Below are 21,710 nucleotides of genomic sequence, written 5' to 3' on the forward strand. Positions count from 1 at the left end.
GAAACGGCTTGTACCCGTCAGTTGACCTCGCTGCAAAGCATCGCGGATTAATCGAAGCTGATCAGTCGGAATAGCTTGGCGCACAAACTCTTCATACCGAAGCCGCCGCTCCATCGAGGTATCACCCAAGGCCATGAAGCATGGATCAGCATCTAACCAGCCCCCACCAGACTCATCATCTACCCGGCTTCGATAGCTCGACCATGCATAGTCTGCGACGTTGGCGACCATGCGAGCGCGCACAGGATTCAATTCAATGTAACGACTACAAGCGAGCAAATATGAATCCGACTGCACCACACTGGATTTGTAACGACTTTCCCACAAGGTGCCTGAGCGCCCCTCCAATCGATTGCGATAGCGCGTCGCACGGGCAGCCAGTGCTTTCATCAATTGTCCTAGTCCACCGGTTGACTCCCCAGGAGCTAGCAACAAATGGACATGATTCGTCATCAGGCAATAGGCGTAGACCTTCACCCCGAACGCATCTTTTAGCTCGCGCAGATCAGAGAGATAGCGCTGATAATCCTCTGCCGCCGCAAACACCACCTGCCGGTTATGGCCTGGCTGCACTACGTGATGCGGGTAATTCGGTAAAACAATACGTCCCATCCTGGGCATATCTGATTCCTCCTCCATGGAAGCTTTCAGCGTAGAAAAAATTAAATAAATCTGCCCCCTTTTCCTTTATTTGTGCAGTCCATCCGGAGCCAGTGTTTGGGAAATCCGGGGACAGACCACGATTAAAAGACTGGCCTGTTGCCAGTCAACTTCTAATCGTGGTCTGTCCCTGTATCCCCTCATGGAAGCTTTCAGCGTGGCAATAAATCAAAAAATAAATCTGTTCCCTTTTTTCTTTCTAAGAAACAGAACACTACTCACTCAAACACCAAAATCAGAATCTTTAATAGCATTCACATACCCAGAAGAAACTATTGGTAGCACGCAGAGAATATCCCGTATATCTGTCGGCAACTCAGAACAACTCCTAGCTTTTTTAGGCCTAACTACCAACTTATAAAAACCATCACCAGCATCATAGCTATACAAACCTTTCCTTGCCATATGAACAAACGACTGCAAGTATCGATTACGCTGATCATCATTATTAAACACAGGAAGATTATCTTCAATCACTTCAAAATCAAATTTTTCATCTAATGAGAAAAAAAGTCGTATACAACTTCATAATCAGCAATCGAGTTCCTTACTGCCTGTGGAACAAAACTCCGCCCTCCAGTCGCAAAATGAGCCAGAGTGCCATCTTCAAAAGAGGCGAACCAATCTAAGTCATTCACTTCTAAAAACTCATCATCCATTTCCATTATTCAGCCCCAAAAATATTTGTACAATTTTCGCAACGCGGAACCACTTCACCTGTTCGAGGACGAATAGCAGAAGTAAACTTAATATCACTTAACTTAAGCCCAGGATTATTCAGTAGCAGTTCATTAGCAGCTCTAAACTCAGCACAACGACCCAGTGTATTCCCACAAGCAGTTTTAACCCCCAAACCACCTAGTTTTTCCGCGTAAGCTTGCAATTCAGGCGCAATCGTACTCGGAACAGCTCCGCTGGAGAAAAAAGGGGACAGATTTATTTTCCTGACCTAAATAAATCTGCCCCCATTTTCTCGGTAAAATAATACGCCCCATCCTGGGCATATTGATTCCTCCTCCATGGAAGCTTTCAGCGTAGCAAAAAACCAAATAAATCTGTCCCCTTTCCCCCCTTCCCCCCCTTCAATCATTTGATTTCTAAAAAATTGGAATCGGTTTCTCTAACTTTTGACTCCTTCAAAAAATCCGCAAACTTATCCAACATCACCTGCAAATTATTGTTAAATCTTGATGGTTTTAAACTGAGAACGTCCTCCAACTCACAACAATCCATAAGCAACTCAGTGACTTTTGGAGAAATTCCTTTTTCCCTCAAAACCCTCGAACTTCTTGGCGAGAAAAGCAGTCGTTCAGCCTCATCCAGCGACATCACACCATTTTGCACAGAAGTCAACAGACCTATTGACAGTGCGGACAGAAACCTAGCAGACTCCTCAGCCTCAAAAACCTCCAATACTAAAGACATTTCTTTCATTTAGTTATTACTCCATCCGGGCTTAGTTTTCACATTGAAAACTTTCCCACTTTCGCTCTGAAAATAATGAACTGAGACTTTAGACCCGTCTGAAGCAAAGCCATCCTTGTAGACCTTCGCCCACTTCCCAGGCTCAACTTTTCGCAAGTCATCTAGCACGTCCATATTATTTACTACATTTTTTGTTGTCCCGCCAATTCGTTCCTTAAACCCTTCCGGGTACTGGGGGGCCTTTCTTATTGATTCATATATATTTTTTATCCCGGAATTTGCGCCGTCCTCTACAACCCCATTCTTGATTCCAGTTGTACCACCCTTCCCCCCAGCAGTCGATGCGAACAAATCCGGATACAGCGCACCCAAAGCAACGTCCGTCAACAGCCCTACTACCTGCCCATTTTCAGACCGGGACTTCTCTACAATGCTAGTATTGATGGCCTGCTGGTTATTTTGTGTAGACAACCAAAGTTGTATTGAATCTGCAAAACTGGTTTTGCTGCCGGAAACCCTGACCGCCTCAAGCAGCTTCTCATTTTCAGGAATTTCAGCCACCAACTGCTGCGTGATCTTCCCGCAGTCCGTTGGGTTCTGTCGGCAGAACTGCCCAAACTCCTTGTTCCGAGCAGCGTCAAGATTGTTGTAGTAGTCCCTGATGGACTGGCACTCGCTCGGCGACGTGCAAGCATTGAGCCTTTGTTCCTTTTCAACCAGTTCCGCATGAAACAGATAGTTGAAGGTGGTTGCATTCTGAGTGATCTTAGAGGCGGTATCCAGATCGCCTCCAACCGCGGCGGCTGCCAACAACCCCGTTAGCTGCGACAGCATCACCTGCAGCTCTTGGTTTCCATTCGCAATTTTGGTCATGCCGGGAATCAGCGCTTCATTCAAACCAGCGGCGACCGCCCCCGTTTTGAAGTCACTCCCCATGGCTTCAGCCAGCAGGCCACCCATGATCGCGTGTGCAACGATTTTCTGAAATCCGCCATCTGGGAACTTGATGTTATCGCCAACCCAGTTAAACCCCGTGGCCATCGCCACACTGCCCGCCTCGCCCATCAGCGCGGCACTCAGGTTGTCACCAAAACTGCCTCCCCCAATGGCAGTCGAGATGCCGCTGGAGAGCACCGCTCGGCCCCCAGTCCGTATTGCAACGTCAGTGAAGTTATTGCTGGTCAGCAGGTTCGCCGACTTCGAACCTTGCGAGGCGGCCGCGAACCAATTTTCGTCCGCGTAATTGAGTACACCCGCAGTAACCCCCGCAATGGCGGCCCCTTTCAGGCTATCCGCACTAAACGTTTCCTTAAACGCAGCCCCAAGATTGCCCTTGTTGTTAATGGTGCTGGTCACCGCCGTAGTTGCCAGACTGGTGGCGAAAGCCCCACCAGCGCCTGCGCTCACCACGCCCAGACCTGCCGGGCCCATGACCACAGACATCATGATCGCGATGATCAACTGCGAAGCAGGCCCCAACCCAGAGTTGCTGTACTTGAACGACTCGTGAATCTCCTTCACTTGCCGCCAATCCACGTCACCCCGTGCTTCGGCTTCTTTCAGCCAGGCCAGTTTCGGATCGGCCTTGACCATCGCATCGATGGATTGGCTGACCGTTTCCTTATTGACCTGCGTAACATCGATATGAAGCCCATCGACCGCCTTGATCATGATGCTGCCGGCGGCCACCATCTGGGTCTGGCGCAGGGTTTCGTCGGTGTTGCCCTTTCCTTTCGATGAGGTCCAGAACGCATCGCCATTGCTTTTGGTATGCGTCTCCTGGACCAGATCCTTCACACCCTCAAAGGTAATCGCCCCCCCACTCTGCACAGTCAGGTCACCCCCACTGTTCAGCTTCGCAGCCTGATAACGCTGGTCATCCCCACTAACCAGCGTCAAATCGCCCCCCGCAGTGATTTCACTCCCCACGTTCGTGACCTTGGTCACCTCGTCATGCTTGGTCTTCTTTTTCCCCCAACTACCCTTTTTCTTCTTGTCGTACAGCGAATAGTCACTGTCCTGCGCCGCCAGCACGTCGAGATTCCCACCTGCCACCAGATAAGCCTCGTCCCCGGCGCTGATGCGGCTGGAGATGATGGCCATGTCTTTTCCGGCCCCCATCGTCACGTCACCGCCAGCGGTGATGGCGCTGCCGATCTGTTTGACGTGATCTTCCTGGATGGTGACTTTTTTCGTTTTGGAATAAGAGTGGGTTTCGTCGGCTGCGGAGGAGATGGTCATATTCTCCCCGGCGGTCAGTGCGACGTTGCGCTCGGCCCCGAGTTGGCTGGCGATGACGTTGAGATCCCGGCCAGCGTTCACGGCCATGTCGCGGCCTGCTTGGACGCTGGAGCCGAACTGCGTCACCGCGCTTTTGCGGACACCATTGTTGCTGGCACTTTCCTGTTGGGCTGAGACAATGATCGCGTCCCGACCGGCATCGATCGTGGTGTCACGCCCACTGACCATGACGCTGCCGACGCTCTTGATATCGCGTCCGGCGCCCATGTCCAGATCATTGGCAGCCTCGATACGGGCGGCGCTGTCCATGAAGTCCTGTCGCCGGCTGTAGTTTGCGGTGGTCACGGTACGCTCGTTGACGACGTCCCCCATCACAGCCTTGATGTTGACGTCACGCCCGGCGAGGATCCCTCCGGCCTGGTTGGCGATGTTGTTGACCGCCAACAGGTCCAGACGATTACCCGCCTGGATCAAGCCACTGTTGACCAGGTCGCTGCCTGCGGTCGCCGACAGGTTGTTGGCGGCGCGCAGGGTGCCGACGTTATCGAGGTTTTGGCCGGCGATCAGCGTCACGTCATTACCGGCGATCAGCGCACCGGTAGGCCCGAGGCGGCCTTCGGCCTGGGCCAGGTACAACACCGGCACCAGGACTTTTTCGCCGTTCACTTCGTGCTCTTCGAGCCAGACGATGTCGTGAGTCAGCGCGGCGACTTGTTCCGAAGTCAGCGTCACGCCCACCGACAGGCCGAGCTCCTGCTTGCTGGCGATGGCGTTGTTCATCAGGTACTTGAACAAGCCTTCGTCGCTGGTCTGGCCGTCGATGAAACGCTGGCCGGTGCGGGCAACGACCGCTTGTTGGATCAAGCGCTGTTCGTAGAGACCATCGCCCAGGCGTTTGGCGCTTTGGTCCGGGTCGTAGCCGAGGTTTTGCAGCAGGTAGTCCGAGCTCATGAACGACTTGAGGTCGGTGAGTACGGGGTTGGTCTCGATCAGGTACTTCTGCGGATTGGACTTGAAGGAAGTCTCCGGTACACCTTGAACGCGCACGACCGCCTGGCCGGCAGCTGGCGTATCCACCGCATTGCCCACCTGTGGGACGACCTGTGCCGTTGGGAGCAGGTTGGTACCCGTGACATTCACGGCGGCCACTTGAGTCCCGATGCCAACGCCGCTGTTGCGACTTGGCATTGGCAGCGAGTGGCTGCCTTCCACGGGCGCACTGACGTTAAGCGTACTGGCGCTCACGTTGCTGTCGTTGGCTTGACGAGTGATCAGGGCCAGTTGCCGATCACTGGTGCCCACCGCCGCGATAGCACCGACCTGGACATCACGGGCTTGAGCATCAGGCAGGTCTTGCTGGCGCTGGCGGGTGCTGATCGAGGCGCTGCCCATGCTCCAGTTTTGCGAGCCGGTGCTGGCCTGGGTGGCCTGTTGAGCCGAACCACCTTGGCCGCTCAAGCGGAACAGACCGTTTTGCCCGGAGGGCAAGGCGAAACCAGGAAGGCTCAGCGGGTTTACCTGCTGCTGGGCGCGATCAGGTGGCAGCTGATTGTTGATTCTTACGACCGTGGTGCCGGTTCCGCTTGCCTGGGTGTCCGCCACTTTGTTGGTACCACCACTGGCGGTGTAGTCCTCATGGATGACGCTGTTCTGCAGGTCTTTGGTTGCGGTGATCGAGACTTTACCGCCGGCCTGGATGACGGCGTTACGGCTGCCGACTGTACTTGCGGCGCCGGAACTGTCTTTGGCGATTTCGATGTCACTAAGAAGGTTGTACTGATCCAGATTTGGCATCTGAAGCAGGTTGTTCGGGTCGTACTGGGATTGCGTGGTGTTCTCGAAACCGTAGCTGAGCCCAGACAGTACGAGGTTGTAGTCTCCACGTGTTTTGACAGCGGCCCCTGTATCGACATCTGTAAGAGTCACCACGGAAAGCGTTTCACCGTCTCGCCCCCCTTCCCTGTAGCGAGTCGATTTGGGGATGGCCTTGTGAATATTCCCGTCCAGGTCAAGGTAATAGACATACGGGAAATCAGGATTATTGCGCTGGTTGTAAGGAGTCAGGACGTTAGCGAAAAACCGCCCGGTACCGCCGTCGCTCATACCTGCGACTTGATACATGCGCGTGCGCTCGATGGTTCCGTTCTGCGCACCGATGTTCTGTACGTTGTCGGCCACGATGTTGATATTGCCGCCAGCGCTCACCGTACTTTTACTGTTGAGAAAGCTGCTGCCTTGGAACACGAAATCCTTGCCGGCCGTCAGCAGCGACGAGGCACTGGTGTCGTTGTCAACACTTTCAAAGACCTCACGGGCCGCCAGCGTGAAGGTGTAATAGTCCCCTTTGCAGTCATTACATATATTGGCGATAAACCCCGAAATCAGCTTGCGCCCACCAGACGCCACCGCGCCCTCGGTACGGTTCTGGAACCCATCGGCGTTGATCGTGAATGTGCCGCCGCTCTCCATTGAGCCGGAGACGTTGTTCACGCTGGCGGCTCGTGCGGCGGCGCCATAGCCACCGATCACCACATTACCCAACCCGTAGAGATCACCGCTCTGGTTGGTGAAATTGCTCACGCCCAGCGTCATGTCCGCACCGCTGAATACCAACCCGCGGTCATTGAGCAGCGAAGGAGTTTTCAGTACGAGGTTCCGGGCCGAACCCAGGGTTCCGGAATTGACGAGGTTCCCGGCCTGGACGGTCAGGTTTGCGCTGGAGGTCAGACGCCCGGCATTGGTCAGTTGTCCACCGATCTTTACCGTGGTGTCGCCACCGCCAGCGATGCTGGAAGTCACGCCCAAATTCAGTTGCGCTGCGGTCAGGTCGATACCACCGAGGCTCGACATCCGTCCGCTGCCTCCGTAGCTTCCCCCCAACACCAGACTGATCGAACCATCACTGGCAATCAGCCCATCATTACTCCAATTTTCCCCATTCCCCTCCAGGCTGGTAGAAGCCAGCAACTGCCCAGTCCCGGTCTGTGTCAGGTTGTCCACATTGACGGTCAGTCGCCCGGCCTGGATGACGCTGCTGTTGGTCCAGTTTTTGGCAGTCAGCGTCAACCCGCCACGGGTGACGAGGCTGCCGCCGGCGTTGGTGAGGTTGGCGGTGGAGATATCAAAGTCGCCGCTGCCCACATGCAACAGACTGCCGCCCAGGTTCTGGAAGTTGGTGGCGTTGAGGATCAGGCCATTGTTGGCGGTCTCCAGCGTGCCATTGCGGTTATCGAACAGGCCGCCAATCTGAAAGTTGGTCGTACCGCTCCCACCCAAGGCACGTAACTGCCCGGTCTGGTTATCCAGGCTCGCGGCCTTGATCGCCAGGGTGCTGTCACTCTCGATAATCCCCAGGCGGTTGTTCAACGCGCCGGTGAGGTCCAGGTCGATCTGGCTGCCGGCGATCTGGCCGTCGTTGTCGCCACTGTTGTCGAAATCGTTGGCGCTGACGTTGACCTTGCCTTTGGCATAGAGGCCGCCGTTGCGGTTGTCGAAATTGCCGGTGGTGACGGTGGCGTCGCCGGTCTGTGCGGAGATACGCCCGCCGTAGTTGTCGAGGCCGCCGCGTGCGGTCAGGTTCAGGCGCTGGGCCTGGGTGATGCCGCCCTGGCGGTTGTTGTTCAGGTCGTAGCCGTTTTTCAGCACGCCGGTCAGTTGGGTGGTGAGCATTCCTTGCAGGCTGGCGAGGACGCCGCCACGGTTATCCAGGTTGTGCCCGACGACAGTCACGTCACCAGTCTTGGCTTGGAGGCGGCCGCTCTGGTTATCGATGTCCGCATCGACAGTGAGTTTCAACCCTCCTTGGCTTTGCACCACACCCTTGCCGTTGGTAAGGCTGGCCGCGTCGATTTCCACGCCGCCGTTCTGGCTGTAGATCAAGCCATCGGCATCATTCTGGACGGCGCCGGAGGTATTGAGGACCAACAAATCATTGGCCGCGACGGTGCCGCGATTGCGGTTGTCCAAGCCACTGGTGAGCAAGGTCAACAGGCCTTGGCTGGCGATCTGGCCGCCCTGATTGTTGATCTGCGTGGCGCGCTCGACCCGCAGCGGGCCGACGCTGGCGATCTTGCCACTGATGTTGGTCAGGGCACCGAGCAGGTCCAGGGTCACGGCGGCGTTGCCGATCAGGTTGCCACCGCTGTTGTCCAGGCTGGTGCCGGTGAAGCTCAAGGCGTTTTGTGCGTTGACGGTACCGCCGACATTGCCCAGGGTCATGGCCTTCATAACCAGAGTCGCGCCGCTGTCGATCAAGCCGCCTTGGGCGTTGTTCAGCAAACCGCCAGTGACGGTCAGGGTCTGGTCGCCACCGCTGGACAGAATCCCGCTCCGGTTATCCAGGCTGGCGGCGCTGGCAGTGAGTTTTTTCTGGCCGACCAGGGCACCGGCAGCGCTGTTGAGCAGAGCCCCGCTGAGGGTGACGCCAACGTCGCCATTGCGGCTGGAGAGCGTGCCGTTGTTGCGGTTGTCCAGGCTGCTGCCACTGACCTGCAAGTCTTGCCATCCAGAGATCAAGCCGTTCTGGTTGACCAGGCTATCGCCGTCTAGGCTCAGGCTCTGGCTGCTGATCAGTTTGCCGCCGCTGTTATCGAGTGTCTGACCGCTGAGTTTGAAGCTCTGGCTACTGGAAATTTCGCCGCCCTGGTTGTTCAGGTTACGCAGGCCGTTGAGGGTCAGCGGACCATTAGCGGTGATCAGGCCATTACGGTTGTTCAGGTCATAGCCGCCCAGGTTCAGCGTCATGGCTTGTTCGCCCAACAGACGTCCGCCGTTTTGGGTCAGCGCCGCGAGGGTCAGGTTCATATCGCCCTTGGCCAACACTTCGCCGCCGTCGCTGGAGTCCAGCGCATTGGCAGTGAGCGTGAGGTCACCCTGGGCGTTGATCAGGCCATTGGCGCTGTTGTTCAGGGCCATGGCGTTGAGGAGCAAGGCACCACCGGCCAACACGCTGCCGCCCTGGTTGTTCAGGTCGCCGCTGTTGAGCGTGAGCAATTGCGCGGCGCTGATGAGACCTTGGGCCTGGTTATCCAGTTGTTGATCGATCGTCAGGACGAGGTTGCCGCGGCTGGTGAGGACACCCCCGTTGTTGTTCAGGCTTTGGGCGTGGGCATCGACGGTTGCCGCGCCGATCATGCCTTTGACGGTGTTCAGCGCCTGGGCGATGCGCAGGGTCAGGCCCTGGTTGCTGAGCAGCCGGCCGCCATCGTTGGTGAGGTTTTGTGCCGCCAGGGTGAAGGCTTGGGCGCTGGAGATTTCACCGCCCTGGTTGTTCACACCGAGGAGGTTTTTCAGCAGCAACGTACCGGGGGCGTTGATCAGGCCGTTCTGGTTGTTGAGCTGGCCGTTGTTCAAGTCCAGGCTAAGCGAGGTGTTGCTGAATAGCTGTCCGCCCTGCTGATCCAGGCCGGAGACCGAGGCAGTCAGCGCGCCCTGGCTGCCGATGCGGCCGCCGTCCTGGTTAGTGACCTGGGCCGCCTTGAGGTTCAGTGTGCTGCCGCTGTTGAGGCGTCCGTTCTGGCTGTTGTCGAAAGCGCCGGTGGTGACGCTCACCGCGCCTTTGCCGCTAATACTGCCCTGCTGACGGTTGTCCAGCGCCGTGCTGCTGAGCAACAATGCGCCATCGGTTACCAGTTCGCCGCCCTGGTTGTCGAGGCGGCCCAGGCTTTTAACGGTGAGGTTCGCCGCGCTGGACAAGCTGCCGCCGCTGTTGCTCAGGTTGGCGGCGCTGACGTCGAGGGTACCTTCGCTGCTGAGTTGGCCCTGGGTGTTGATCAGGTCGCCACTGAGGTCGATGCGCTGGTTCTGCTGGCTGATCAGGTAGCCGCCACTGTTGTCCAGAGAACCGCCGTCGAGGCTCAATTGTGTCTTGGCACTGAGCAGACCTTTGGTCCGGTTGAGCAGTTTATCCACGGTGAGCTTCAGGCTTTGCCCGGCGAATATTTGGCCGCTGTCGCTGTTGTCGAGGTTTTTGCTCACCAGTGTGACGCCGGTGTTACCGCTCATCTCGCCGCCACGGTTGTCGAGATCGTCAACGTTGAGATCCAGCGCTTTTGTCGCGCCGATCAAACCGGCCTGGCGGTTGTCCAGGCTCGACGCTTGCAACGTCAGGTCCGTGGTGCTGACCAGCGTGCCTTGACGGTTATCCAGCGCGGTGACGGTAGCGTTGAGCCCGGCTTTGCCGGCGATGTTGGCGGCACGGTTGTCCAGGCGATCAGCGTTCAACGTCAGCGCGCCGTCGGCGATCAGCGAACCGCGCTGGTTGTCGAGCAGTGCATCTACGTTCAAATCGAGCTGATCGAGACTGCTGATCAAGCCATCGCTGTTATCCAGGCTGGCGCTGTGGCTGTCCACGGACGCGGCCGAGATGATCCCTTTGGCGTTGTTCAGGGCCTGGGCTGTCCTCAGGACCAGGCCTTGGTTGCTGAGCAGTTTGCCGCCGCTGTTATCGAGATTCCGCGCCGTCAGGGTGAACGCTAGCCGGCTGGAAATTTCACCGCCCTGGTTGTTGACGTCCTTGAGATTGCTCAGCAGCAACAGGCCCGGGGCGTTGATCAGGCCGCCCTGGTTGTTCAACTGGCCTTGGTTCATGTCCAGGCTGATGCTGGTGTTGCTGAACAACTCCCCTTGCTGTTGATCCAGTCCGGTGACCGATGCGCTCAAGGCCTGGCTGCTGGCGATACGGCCGGCGGCGTTGTTCACCTGAGTGGCGGTAAGCTTGAGGGTGTTGCCCGAAGTCAGGCGGCCACCTTGACTGTTATTGAAAGCGCCAGTGCGGACCTCAGTGGCGGCGCTGCTCGAGATCAGGCCTTTCTGGCTATTGTCCAGGCTGGCGCTTTTGAGGCTCAGCCCGGCGTCGGTGCTGATGGAGCCGCCCTGGTTGATCAGCCCACCCTGGCTGACGATGGACAACGCACCGGCGCTGCCCAGACTGCCAGCGGCGTTATCGAGGCTGCCGGCGTTGACGGTCAGTTCACCTTCGCTGCTGATCAAGCCTTTGTTATTCAACAATGCGTTGTCGAGTGTGATCACCAAAGCATTCAGGCTGCTGAGTGCGCCACCGCTGTTGTCCAGCGTACTGCCTGTGAGCGTGAGGCGGCCTTGGGCCTGGATCAGGCCCTTGGTCTGGTTGATCAGTTGCGCAACTTTCAATTCAAGCGCGCTGCCGGCAATCAGTTTGCCGCCGTCGCTGTTGTCCAGGCGTTGAGCGCCAACCTTGACGTCCAGCCCTGCGGACAGTTCGCCCGCCTGGTTATCGACCTGCCCAACCTGCAAATCCAGCGCTTTTGTGGTGCCGACCAAGCCACCGTTGCGGTTATCCAGAACGGTGCCGGTCAGGCTCAGGTTGCCTTGTGAGACCAGCGCGCCGCCCTGCTGTTGCAGGGTATCGATCAGCGCGGTGAGGTCGGTTTGGCTGGAGATGCGGCCAAGGGCATTTTGCACCTCATTGGCCTTCAAGTTCAACGGGCCGACGCTGCTCAGCAGGCCACCGCTGTTGTCCAGCCGCGTGACTTCGACGCCGACGCCGGCCTTGCCGGTGATGATCCCGTTGTTACGGTTGTCCAGTTGCGCGACCGTCAGTTGCAGCGCTTTATCGGCGCGGATGTTGCCGCCACGGTTGTCGAGCGAATCGCTGCGCACGGTCAGCAGGTCGACCCCGGTGAGGCGACCGCCGCGGTTGTCGAGGCTACCGGTTTGCAGGTCAAGTGCGCCCTTGGCGATCACTTCGCCCTGGCTCTGGTTGTCCAGCAGGCCGCTGATGCGTGCGCTCAGGCTGCCGTCGCTGATCACTTGACCGGCGTTGCCGTTGTTCAGGCTCGCGGCCTGGATGTCCACGACCTTGCCCGAACCGAGCACGCCCTCGCGATTGTCCAGCGCACCGCCCAGGCTGATGTTCAAGGCGTTATCGCCCAGCACCTGACCGTTGCGGTTATTCAGGGTCATCGCGTTGAGCCGGGTCAGACCGGCACTGGACACTTCGCCCTCCAGGTTGGTCAGCGTTCCATCGACGTTCACACTCAGGTCGGCGTCGCTGCTCAAGGTGCCGCTGCTGTTATCCAGGCTGGCTGCGCGCACGGCAAGGCCATTGGCCGAGACCAATCCTTGGGCGTTGTTCAACGCCTGGGCGATGGTCAGGCTGAGGCCCTGCTTGCTGACGACCTTGCCGGCGCTGTTGTCCAGGCTGTCTGCATTCAGGCTGAAGGCCTTATCGCTGGAGATCTCACCCTCGCGGTTGTTCACGGCGGCGAGATTGTTCAACAGCAGCGCGCCGGGGGTGCTGATCAGCCCGCCCTGGTTGTTCAATTGCCCATGGTTGAGATCGAGGGTAAGGCTGGTGTTGCTGACCAATTGGCCGTTCTGTTGCTCCAGCCCGGTGACGCTGGCATTCAAGACTTTGGCACTGGCGATGCGGCCGGAGGTGTTGTTCACCTGACCGGCCTTCAATGACAGCGTGTCACCGCTGATCACACTACCGCCCAGGTTGCTCAAGGTCGCGGCGCTGTCGATGTTCAACGCAGCGACGCTGGTCAACTGGCCCGTATCGTTATTGATGCCGGCGGCTTTGACGCTGGCGCTGGTGTCGCTTTTGAGGCTGCCTTGGGCATTGAGCAGTTGCCCGCGCAGGTCCAGGTTCATCCCTTGCCGGGCATAAAGCGAACCCTGGCGGTTGTCCAGTTGTCCGGCATTGACAGCCAGGGCGCCTCGGGTGGAGATCAACCCTTGGCTCTGGTTGATCAGGCGTTCCAGGGTCAAGCGCAGGTCGCCGTAGGCGATCAGTTTGCCGCTGCTGCCGTTGCTCAGCTCGGTGCCGGTCAGCGCCAGGACACCCTGGCTCGACAGCTCACCGCCGCGGTTATCCAATGTGCCTACGGTGAGGTTGGCAGCCTGGCTTGTGGTGACGACGCCGCTCTGGCGATTGTCCAGGCTCGCCGCGTTGAGGGTCAGCAGTCCGGCGGAGGACAGCAATCCCGCCTGATTCAGCAGCTGCGCCGAAATGCTGGCGGTGAGCGCGCCGTCACTGAGCAAACGGCCTGCGGTGTTATCCAGCGACGCAGCGCTGAGCTGCACGCTCTTGCTTGAAGTGATCCGGCCGCTGCGGTTGTTCACCTGGCTGCTGGCGTTGATAGCCAACCCCTGCCCCGCCGCGACCAGACCCGCTACGTTGTCCAGCGAAGCAACGCGCAACGTAACGCCGTTCAAACCGGTGAATTCGCCACTGGTGTTATTCAACTGCCCGACATTGGCCGTCAGGTTGCCGTTGCTGCTGACCGTGCCCTGGGTGTTGAGCAGTGTGTTGGCGGTGATGTTCAGTGTATTGCTGCTGAGTACCCGTCCTTTACTTTGATTGTCCAAGGTCGCGGCGTTGACCGTGGTGGTCTGCCCGCCGCTCAGGGTTCCGCCTTGGTTACTCAGCGTCTGCGCCACGTTGGCTGTGAGGTTACGACTGGCAACAACGCTCTTACCCGTGTTGCTCAGACTCTGCGCCGTCAAGCTCACATCCCCCACCGCGTTACGGGTGTTATCCGCGTTGACGCCGGCCTCGATAATGCCGTTGTTGGTCAACTGCCCACCCGCGTTCAGCGTAATGCTGTCCCGCGCCGCAAGACTCTGCTGGTTGCTCAGGTTGCCCTGGGTCTGGGCGTTCAATGTGGTGCCGGCGTAGGCCGGACCTCGGGCATCAAGGCTCGCGGCCTTGACATTGATGGCGCCACTGGCCGAGGTCTCGGCCAGGCTCAGGCGGCCGTTGGCGTCGAGCTGAATGTCGCCGCCGCTGGCGATCAGTTTGCCGTCCAGTTTCACGCCGACGCCGGCTTCGGTGCCCACCAGTTTGATAGCGCCTGCGTACATGCCGCCCAAGGCCGAGGAGTCGATGGCCAGTTGCGGTTTGGCGCTGCCGTCGTCCGCCCGGGTGGTAGCGTTGAGGGTATTGGCGTTGACGTCGTTGCGCCCGGCGACGATGGTCAGGTTCTTGGCCTGGATCTCGGCGTTGATCCTGGCACTGCGAGTAATGATTTCGAAACTGTCGACGTTGTTGGCGTTGAGGCCCGCGCCTTCGATGGCGACGCTGCCTTGGTCCACCTGATAGCGGCTCACCTGGCCGTTCTCGATGATTGGCTTGCCGGTGGTCAGGGTCGCTTTCGGGGTATTGATGAAGCCGCAGCCGTTGCAGGTAATTCCGTAGGGGTTGGCCACGATCACGCGGGCCGATTGCCCAGCCACTTCCGTATAACCGCGCAACTGGCTGGGGTTGCCGCCGTTGACTTCATTGAGGATGGTCGTGGCGGCCGTACCGTTGAGGTTCGGGTTGCCGAGAATGATGCCGCCCAGTTGCGTGGATTGTGTGCGGGCGGTGGCGTTGTTGAGGATCACGCCGTTGCTGCCGACGTTGTAGTCCGTGAACTGGTTGTGCGACAGGCCATTGCCGTTGGGCTTGGCGATATTGACGATGGGCACGCCGTTGCCTGCCCGGTCCAGGCCGGTGCCCGGGGCGCTGACGACGATGCCATCGGCCTGAGCCCACAGCGGTTGCCAGAACATGACATTGACCAACAGAAACGCCAGGCTGCGCTTGGGCATGCCGCAGAAGCGGTCACGGGCTTGCAGGGCTGCGGAAGGTTGGCGGGCCAGGAAGGCGTGTTGGCGGTCGTCCATGTTCAGGTCTCGTTGCAGCAAAATTTAAAGGAGTACGTCCACGCGGAAGTAGATCGGCGCTTCGCGCTCGGTCAGGGCATCCGGGCGTTCCAGGGAGTGGGCAAAGGTGACGCTGGCGCTCAGGTGCTCACCACGGGCGAACAGCTCCAGCGAGTTGCTCGACATGCGCCCGTGCTGGCCGCCGTTGTAGCGGTCGCCGCGAATCACGCCCTGGTCATAGCCGAGGCTGGTGCCGTATTCGGCGAACACCGGACGTAGCCACTCCACCGCTACCGGGCGGCTCCAGCGCAGGTCGTTGCGCCAGTAGCCGCCGCTGTCACCGGACAGTGATTGGTCCTTGTAGCCACGGATCGACGATTGCCCGCCCAGGCTCATGCGCTGGGGGCTGAACAGCACGTCTTCGCTGCGCTGGCCGGTCATCAGGCTGCTGAAGCTGAAGGACTCGTCCCAAAGCTTGAAAGGCTGCAGGTAGCTGGCGGTGGCGGTGTATTTGCGATAGCGCGCATCCGGTACGCCAGGGCCCGGGTCGTGATCGCCCTGGGCGTCCAAGGCACCGATGCCCTCCTGCATGCCCAGGTCGAGGTTGACGAAAGCACTGCCGACTCGCCGCCCGTGGTTGATCCCGAACTGCGCCTCGCTGATGCGATTGCTGCTCTCGCGAAGCTTGCTGCCTTCGATGAAGTTGTTGGTGCGCAGGTACGAAAGGCCGGTGTTGAGGGAAGTCTTGCTCAGCGCATCGCGATGGATCACCCGCTCGACCCGCACCTGATGGTTCTGGCTGTCGCCGGTCTGCTTGAAGTTGAAACCGTTGGCCGGGATTTGCGAGCGGTATTCGCTCTGGCTGTAGGTGTAGCTGACGTTCCACCAGCCCCAAGGCAGGTTGTAATAAAGCATGGCGTTGTTGGAGGTGTGTTGATGATCGGTCATCCCATCGTGACCGCCACGCAACATCAACTGGTCGGCCAGGCCCAGCGGGCTGTCCCACTCGAAACTGCTGCCCCACTGCTGCTCGCCGGTGCTGCGCTGGCCGTCGTTGCTGCGCGACAGACCGGCGCGCCAGGGCTTTTTCGGCTCGTTGGTGACCCGCACTTCACTGCCACCGACTTCCTGGCCGGGGGTCAGCTCCATTTTGGCCTGGTTCGACGGCAGGCGATTGAGCTGATCCACCATCTGCTCGATCTCCCGCAGGTTGACCAGGTCGCCGGTCTTGCCAGGAAAAGCCATCGCCAGTTCGCGATCCGACAGCTGGCTGTTTTCGGCCCCCTTCAAGCCTTCCAGTCGTCCCTCCACCACCAGCACGCTCAGATGCCCACCGGACAGGTCTTGCTGCGGCAGGTAGGCACGGCTGGTGACCAGCCCCTTTTCGATGTAGTGGTCGGTGATAACTTTGAGCAGTTCGTTAAGCTGCGGCACACCCAGGCATTGGCCGATGTAGGGCTTGAGCAGTCGTTCGCGCTCACTGGCGGACAGGCTGTCGGCCCCCTTGAGTTCGATGGTCTTGATCGGGAAGCAACGGGTATCGACAGGTGCGGTCGGCTGGGCCGGCTTCGCCTCCTGGCCGGGCAGGTCCTTGAGCTCCTCCAGACGACGACGCTGCTCTTCGAGCAAACGGTTCTGGCGCTCGCGGATCAGGTCCGTGTCGCCTGGAGTGGGGGCGGCGTGAGCCAGGGTCAGCGGAGAAAGGCACAGCAAAGCCACGCACAACCTCGCCCAAAAGACGGGTGAGGACATGTTCGATCCCTCGAGTGGAAAATGACATCAAAATAGTGGCGCGATATTAATGAGCCATCATTTTGACGTCAACTAAATGGATTGGGCTTTAAGGCTATTGCTGGAACCATTCATCTGAAATCGGATGGCTCCGGTACGGGGGTACGAAAGGTCCCGAGGCAGACCTGGAAACCTCCTACAAAACAGACAAGCAGCGTTCGCCGGGGGGTGATTTTTGTATCGACGGGGCTTCATAAAAAACCGGACTCAAGGTCCGGGTTTTTTATGAAAGAGCTAGGCATTCGCCTCGGAAAGCACGGATACCCTGCTGGGCAGAGGTTGACGACTACTTGCTTGCCTCCTCAACGGCTGCCGTGTTCCGAGGACCGAAAGAATATTTCAGGGCCCGTGCCTTCATGGTGCGCGGATCAGGCAAACCTACGGTTTCCGGGCCCGCAAAGCCAGTGACACCGTTGTTGAACGTGGGATTGATCGCATCGAACAGGAAGCTGAAACCTTGTTTGAGCGAGCTCTGAGCGATGCCGTGACACCCCATGCAACCGCCCATGGTCAGGCTTTGGGTGCTGTGGGCGTAATCCGGTACCTTGATATTCGGCTGGTTGCGCGCATTGGTCAGGGTGTTGTTGTTCGGGATAGGGAATACGTTGCTCCCACGAAATAGCTGAATCCCCGGCTGGCTGCTTTCGACCATGATATTGGCCAGGTAGTAATCCGGATCGGTTTGAGTGCTCGACGGGATGGCCTGCACGCCTTTGAGCCGGTAGTGCTTCCAGACCGAATTATCGAACTCGCTGCTGCCATCCATGAGTTGCTTGACCTGATTGTTCACCGCTGCGACTTCGGAATAGACGGTCAGCGGTTGCACGACACGAATCGGGCCGGCCTGCCCCTCGGGGATCCCGTTACTGTTGGAGTAGACGGGGGGATCGAGGTTCGAATTGGCGACTGGTCCCGCCTCGGGTAAAGAAACCGTATGGGTTGTGCTGCCGTCAGAGAAAGTGGCCGTTGGGGGATTTGTATCGGAACCGGGGTAGGCAATCTCGTTGTAGTTGGCGATGTAGTAAAGTCCGCTCGGCGACTTGCCATCGGACAACGTCAGGGCATCCTCATGCTCGAACGTGGCGAATATGAAGGTCGGGTAGTTGGGTGTCTTGTGGATGATATGCAGGGCGACCAGCGCGTAGTCTTCATTGTGCGCCACCGGCGCATCGTCCTTGCCCTGATAGGTCACCACCGTCGCTGTATGGTAGCGCCCGCGATTCTGTACCGGAATGTCTGCCAGCTTGCGCCATGCCGCCTTGACCTCCACCGCGCCGTCGGGCAGTACGATAGGGTCCATAAAACTGCTCAGGGTACTCGCGTACTCGTAAACGACAGGGTTGGCCTTGGCCTCGAACAGGATCTGGCTGTCGTTTGAAGGTGCATAGTCGTTTCCTGTCTTCGCCGCATTCGGCGGGTTGACCGGGAAAAATATTGCGTTCTGACCTATCTGGGTCGCCTCGTCCAGATTGTTGTAATGAGCATAGGTGGCGCCAGCCGCCAAAGGCGCCCCTGTGGGGAAATTGATGTAGCTGTATTGCGGGTCGGAACCAAACGGACGTATAGGACCGCCCGCGGAGTTTTTTTGTTTTCCCGCCGGAAACAGCTCGGTACGGTGAGCAAAGGTTTGCCACAACAACGGATTGGGAGATTGTGAGGCCTTGCCCGAATCGGCAAAGCTGCCGGCGGGATTGCCCACACCACGGTTAGCCGGCAACGGGGTCTTGGCCGTATTGTTCAGTGCGAAAAAACTCCGCCAGGCGAACGTTGCATAGTCGGTATGGCTAAGACCCGTTGCCAGGTCCGCAGGCAGTTGTGGGTTGTCTGCTGTCAGATCGTTCGTGGTAATGGCATAGGAAACGCCCAGCCCCGGCGCGCCCGTCAGATTCCCGGGGAATGTCTTGGAAAAATAGGGGCTCCAGTTGACTCCGTCGGTTGAAGCAAACGTATTAGTGCCACTGCTGATAAAAATGCGGTTGCCGATCATCGTTGCACGGCTCAGGAGAAGCTCATTGGCGATTCCCGACAGCGTTTGCTCATCGCCCCAATGAGCACTGCGGTCGTAAGCACGCACGGCCAAATGGCCAACGTCATAAGAGTAGTAAAGCAACAGCTCACCGTTATAAACCACCGGCACTATGCTCAAGACCCTGTAAGCGTTGGCCTTGAACCCGAGATTTGGCTGGCTCCACTGAAAACCATCGTCCGAGGTCACGTAGTAAACAGTGTCGTCGTCCTCCTCGCAGTAGAAGACAAACAACTGTCCGTTGTACACCACAGGACTGTTATAGGCAGCATCACTGGAGGCCGTGACAGGGCTAGCATTGGACCAAGTCATGCCATCTTCGGAACTGATGCTATTTATTTGAGCCTGGTCGGTAAACGTCAGTATCAGCTTTTGCTTGAACACCGTGACTGAAACATTACCCAAGATACTGGCGACGGGAATGGACTGTGGAGCAGACCAGTTATTTCCCTGCGCCGAAGTGGAAAAATAGATATGAGCGGTATCACTGTCGCTGACCCAGAACATATACATCTTGCCTTTGAACGATTGCACTGCGGGTGTAAACAACCCAACCGAAGTGGATGGCACGTTGCTGGTTGCAGACGGTTTTCCATTGAGGGCATCAGGATTGTCGAATACGTCCACCTCGATCCCCACACCTCTTTGCGGAGTGGCGATGACCACACTTTCTGCATAACTTGATGAAACCGCGAATAAACTACACAGGCACAACACCAGCCGACTGGATATCGCTCTAAGGCTCATCGCTTTCATTCCTTTGAATTAATGAAGATCCAACATCCTGATAGGAGCACTCCAGCGTTGCAGGTACAGCGCTGCGTGTCACATTTTCCATGGTAGACGACGGTTTAATATCGGCTAGGGAAATTGCGAAAAAGAAAGCCATCAGGACGGTGGCCAATGAACTTTCCACCCGAGACCGGCCTCAACCCTTTACCTGCCCAACAAGGAATACGAGGCCCTGCCATGAAAACCCTCTTGAAACTCACCCTCGCAGCCACCCTTACCTTCGCCCTGCCCGCCTGGGCTACTTGCACGCCTGACGAAGCCACCCTCAAACGTGAACAACTGGCCCAGGAAGTGACCAAGCTCACCGAGCAGAACCCAACCAAGGCCAAGGAAATTAACGATGAGTTGCAGGCCATGGACCTGGAGACTGCCAGCAAGGATGTGCCAGACAAGTGCCAGTTGATCGATAAGCGTCTGCAAGAGCTGAAGCAAGCAGAGAAGAAGGCTGGGTGATGAGCCACAGCCGAGCACAGCCCGCTTTTGTGGCGAGGGAGCTTGCTCCCGCTGGGGTGCGTAGCGCCCCCAAAAACCAAGTCTCACTGCGGAAAAATGGTGAACATACACCATTGGGGCTGCTACGCAGCCCAGCGGGAGCAAGCTCCCTCGCCACAGGGGTCTGTGCCAAGCTTAGATTTTAGTTTCACCCATAAAAAAACCGGACCCAAGGTCCGGTTTTTTTATGAAGCACTACCGCGGCTTCACTCAGCCGCAGGCGCTTCTGGCTTGCGGCGCTTGAGCGGGGCCATGCCGTCCTTGCTGACCAGCGACGGGGCGTCGGTCTTCGGGCGGTTGGCGGTCTTGCGCTTGGTCGGGGCCTTGGCGCCGGTTTTCTTCTTGTCGCCCTTGGCGTCGACCTTTTTCTTTTTCACACCCACGGCCTTGCCCGAGGCCTTGACCTTTTTCGGTCCGCCGTAGGTGCCTTTGACTTCTTTGATGGTGCGGCGCTCGAAGCTCTGCTTGAGGTAGCGCTCGATGCTCGACATCAGGTTCCAGTCGCCGTGGCAGATCAGCGAGATCGCCAGGCCGTCATTGCCGGCGCGGCCGGTGCGACCGATGCGGTGCACGTATTCGTCGCCGCTGCGGGGCATGTCGAAGTTGATGACCATGTCCAGGCCATCCACGTCCAGGCCGCGGGCGGCGACATCGGTGGCGACGAGGATTTTCACGCCGCCCTGCTTGAGGCGGTCGATGGCCAGCTTGCGGTCCTTCTGGTCTTTTTCGCCGTGCAGCACGAACGCCTTGTATTCCTGGGCCACCAGGCGACCGTAGATACGGTCGGCCATGGCCCGGGTGTTGGTGAACACGATGGCTTTTTCGTAGGTCTCGTTGGCCAGCAACCAGTTGACGATCTGCTCTTTGTGCTGGTTGTGGTCGGCGGTGATGATCTGCTGGCGGGTGGTGGAATTCAGCTGGCTGACCGCGTTGAGCTGCAAGTGCTCGGGGTTGTTCAGCACCTTGGCGATCATCTCGCGCAAGCCCGAACCGCCGGTGGTGGCGGAGAACAGCATGGTCTGCTGGCGATTGACGCATTCGTCCACCAGGCGCTGCACGTCTTCGGCAAAGCCCATGTCCAGCATGCGATCGGCCTCGTCCAGCACCAGCACTTCGACTTCCTTGAGGTCGAGGTTGCCGGCGTTCAACTGCTCGATCATCCGCCCCGGCGTCCCAATCAGGATATCCGGCACCTTGCGCAGCATCGCGGCCTGGACCTTGAAGTCCTCGCCGCCGGTGATCAGGCCGGACTTGATGAAGGTGAATTGCGAGAAGCGCTCCACTTCCTTCAAGGTCTGCTGGGCCAGTTCGCGGGTCGGCAGCAGGATCAGGGTCTTGATGCTGACGCGGACCTTGGCCGGGCCGATCAAGCGGTTGAGGATCGGCAGCACGAACGCGGCGGTCTTGCCGCTGCCGGTTTGCGCCGTCACCCGCAGGTCACGCCCCTGGAGCGCGAGCGGAATAGCCGCTGCCTGCACCGGCGTTGGCTCGACAAATTTAAGCTCGGCCACGGCTTTGAGCAGGCGTTCGTGCAGGGCGAATTGGGAAAACACGGGTGCTACCTCGAAGAAATGCAAAAAAACAGCTGCATAGGGTAACGGTTTCGAGCGCGAAGGCCGAGTTTCTTTATACAAACGGAGGTAAATCAGTGCAT

9 protein-coding genes are annotated in these 21,710 nt (G+C 58.3%); 1 reads left to right on the forward strand and 8 read right to left on the reverse strand.

The window, feature by feature from the left end:
- The 7 genes from BT125_RS20645 to BT125_RS20670 form a co-directional block, all read right to left on the reverse strand.
- On the reverse strand, positions 1–621 hold a 621-nt coding region (locus BT125_RS20645), incomplete at its 3' end, for a transposase (protein WP_072409781.1).
- Between the two features lie 261 nt (positions 622–882).
- The gene (locus BT125_RS29725) at positions 883–1,137 is read right to left on the reverse strand and encodes a hypothetical protein (protein WP_256573812.1); all 255 of its coding nucleotides are present in this window, start codon (positions 1,135–1,137) and stop codon (positions 883–885) included.
- 20 nt (positions 1,138–1,157) lie between these two features.
- Entirely contained in the window at positions 1,158–1,325 is a 168-nt protein-coding gene (locus BT125_RS29730) for a hypothetical protein (RefSeq protein WP_256573813.1), read from the reverse strand.
- Positions 1,326–1,746: 421 nt separating this feature from the next.
- A complete protein-coding gene (locus BT125_RS20655) occupies positions 1,747–2,094 on the reverse strand; it encodes a DUF3969 family protein (protein WP_072409783.1) in 348 nt (115 codons plus the stop codon).
- A complete protein-coding gene (locus BT125_RS20660) occupies positions 2,095–14,976 on the reverse strand; it encodes a two-partner secretion domain-containing protein (RefSeq protein WP_083564533.1) in 12,882 nt (4,293 codons plus the stop codon).
- 24 nt (positions 14,977–15,000) lie between these two features.
- Positions 15,001–16,707, reverse strand: a complete 1,707-nt coding sequence (locus BT125_RS20665; protein ID WP_072409784.1) for a ShlB/FhaC/HecB family hemolysin secretion/activation protein — start codon at positions 16,705–16,707, stop codon at positions 15,001–15,003.
- Between the two features lie 325 nt (positions 16,708–17,032).
- Positions 17,033–19,519 (reverse strand): glycoside hydrolase, encoded by a 2,487-nt coding sequence (locus BT125_RS20670; protein WP_072409785.1) that lies wholly within the window; start codon positions 19,517–19,519, stop codon positions 17,033–17,035.
- A gap of 222 nt (positions 19,520–19,741) precedes the next feature.
- Here BT125_RS20670 and BT125_RS20675 point away from each other — a divergent pair, with 222 nt between their 5' ends.
- A complete protein-coding gene (locus BT125_RS20675) occupies positions 19,742–20,017 on the forward strand; it encodes a hypothetical protein (RefSeq protein ID WP_072409787.1) in 276 nt (91 codons plus the stop codon).
- A gap of 245 nt (positions 20,018–20,262) precedes the next feature.
- Here BT125_RS20675 and BT125_RS20680 read toward each other — a convergent pair whose 3' ends face one another.
- The gene (locus BT125_RS20680; RefSeq protein WP_060738709.1) at positions 20,263–21,609 is read right to left on the reverse strand and encodes a DEAD/DEAH box helicase; all 1,347 of its coding nucleotides are present in this window, start codon (positions 21,607–21,609) and stop codon (positions 20,263–20,265) included.
- Positions 21,610–21,710 lie beyond the last annotated feature (101 nt).

The sequence above is a fragment of the Pseudomonas sp. NFACC04-2 genome (assembly GCF_900119265.1).
Classification (GTDB): domain Bacteria; phylum Pseudomonadota; class Gammaproteobacteria; order Pseudomonadales; family Pseudomonadaceae; genus Aquipseudomonas; species Aquipseudomonas fluorescens_AA.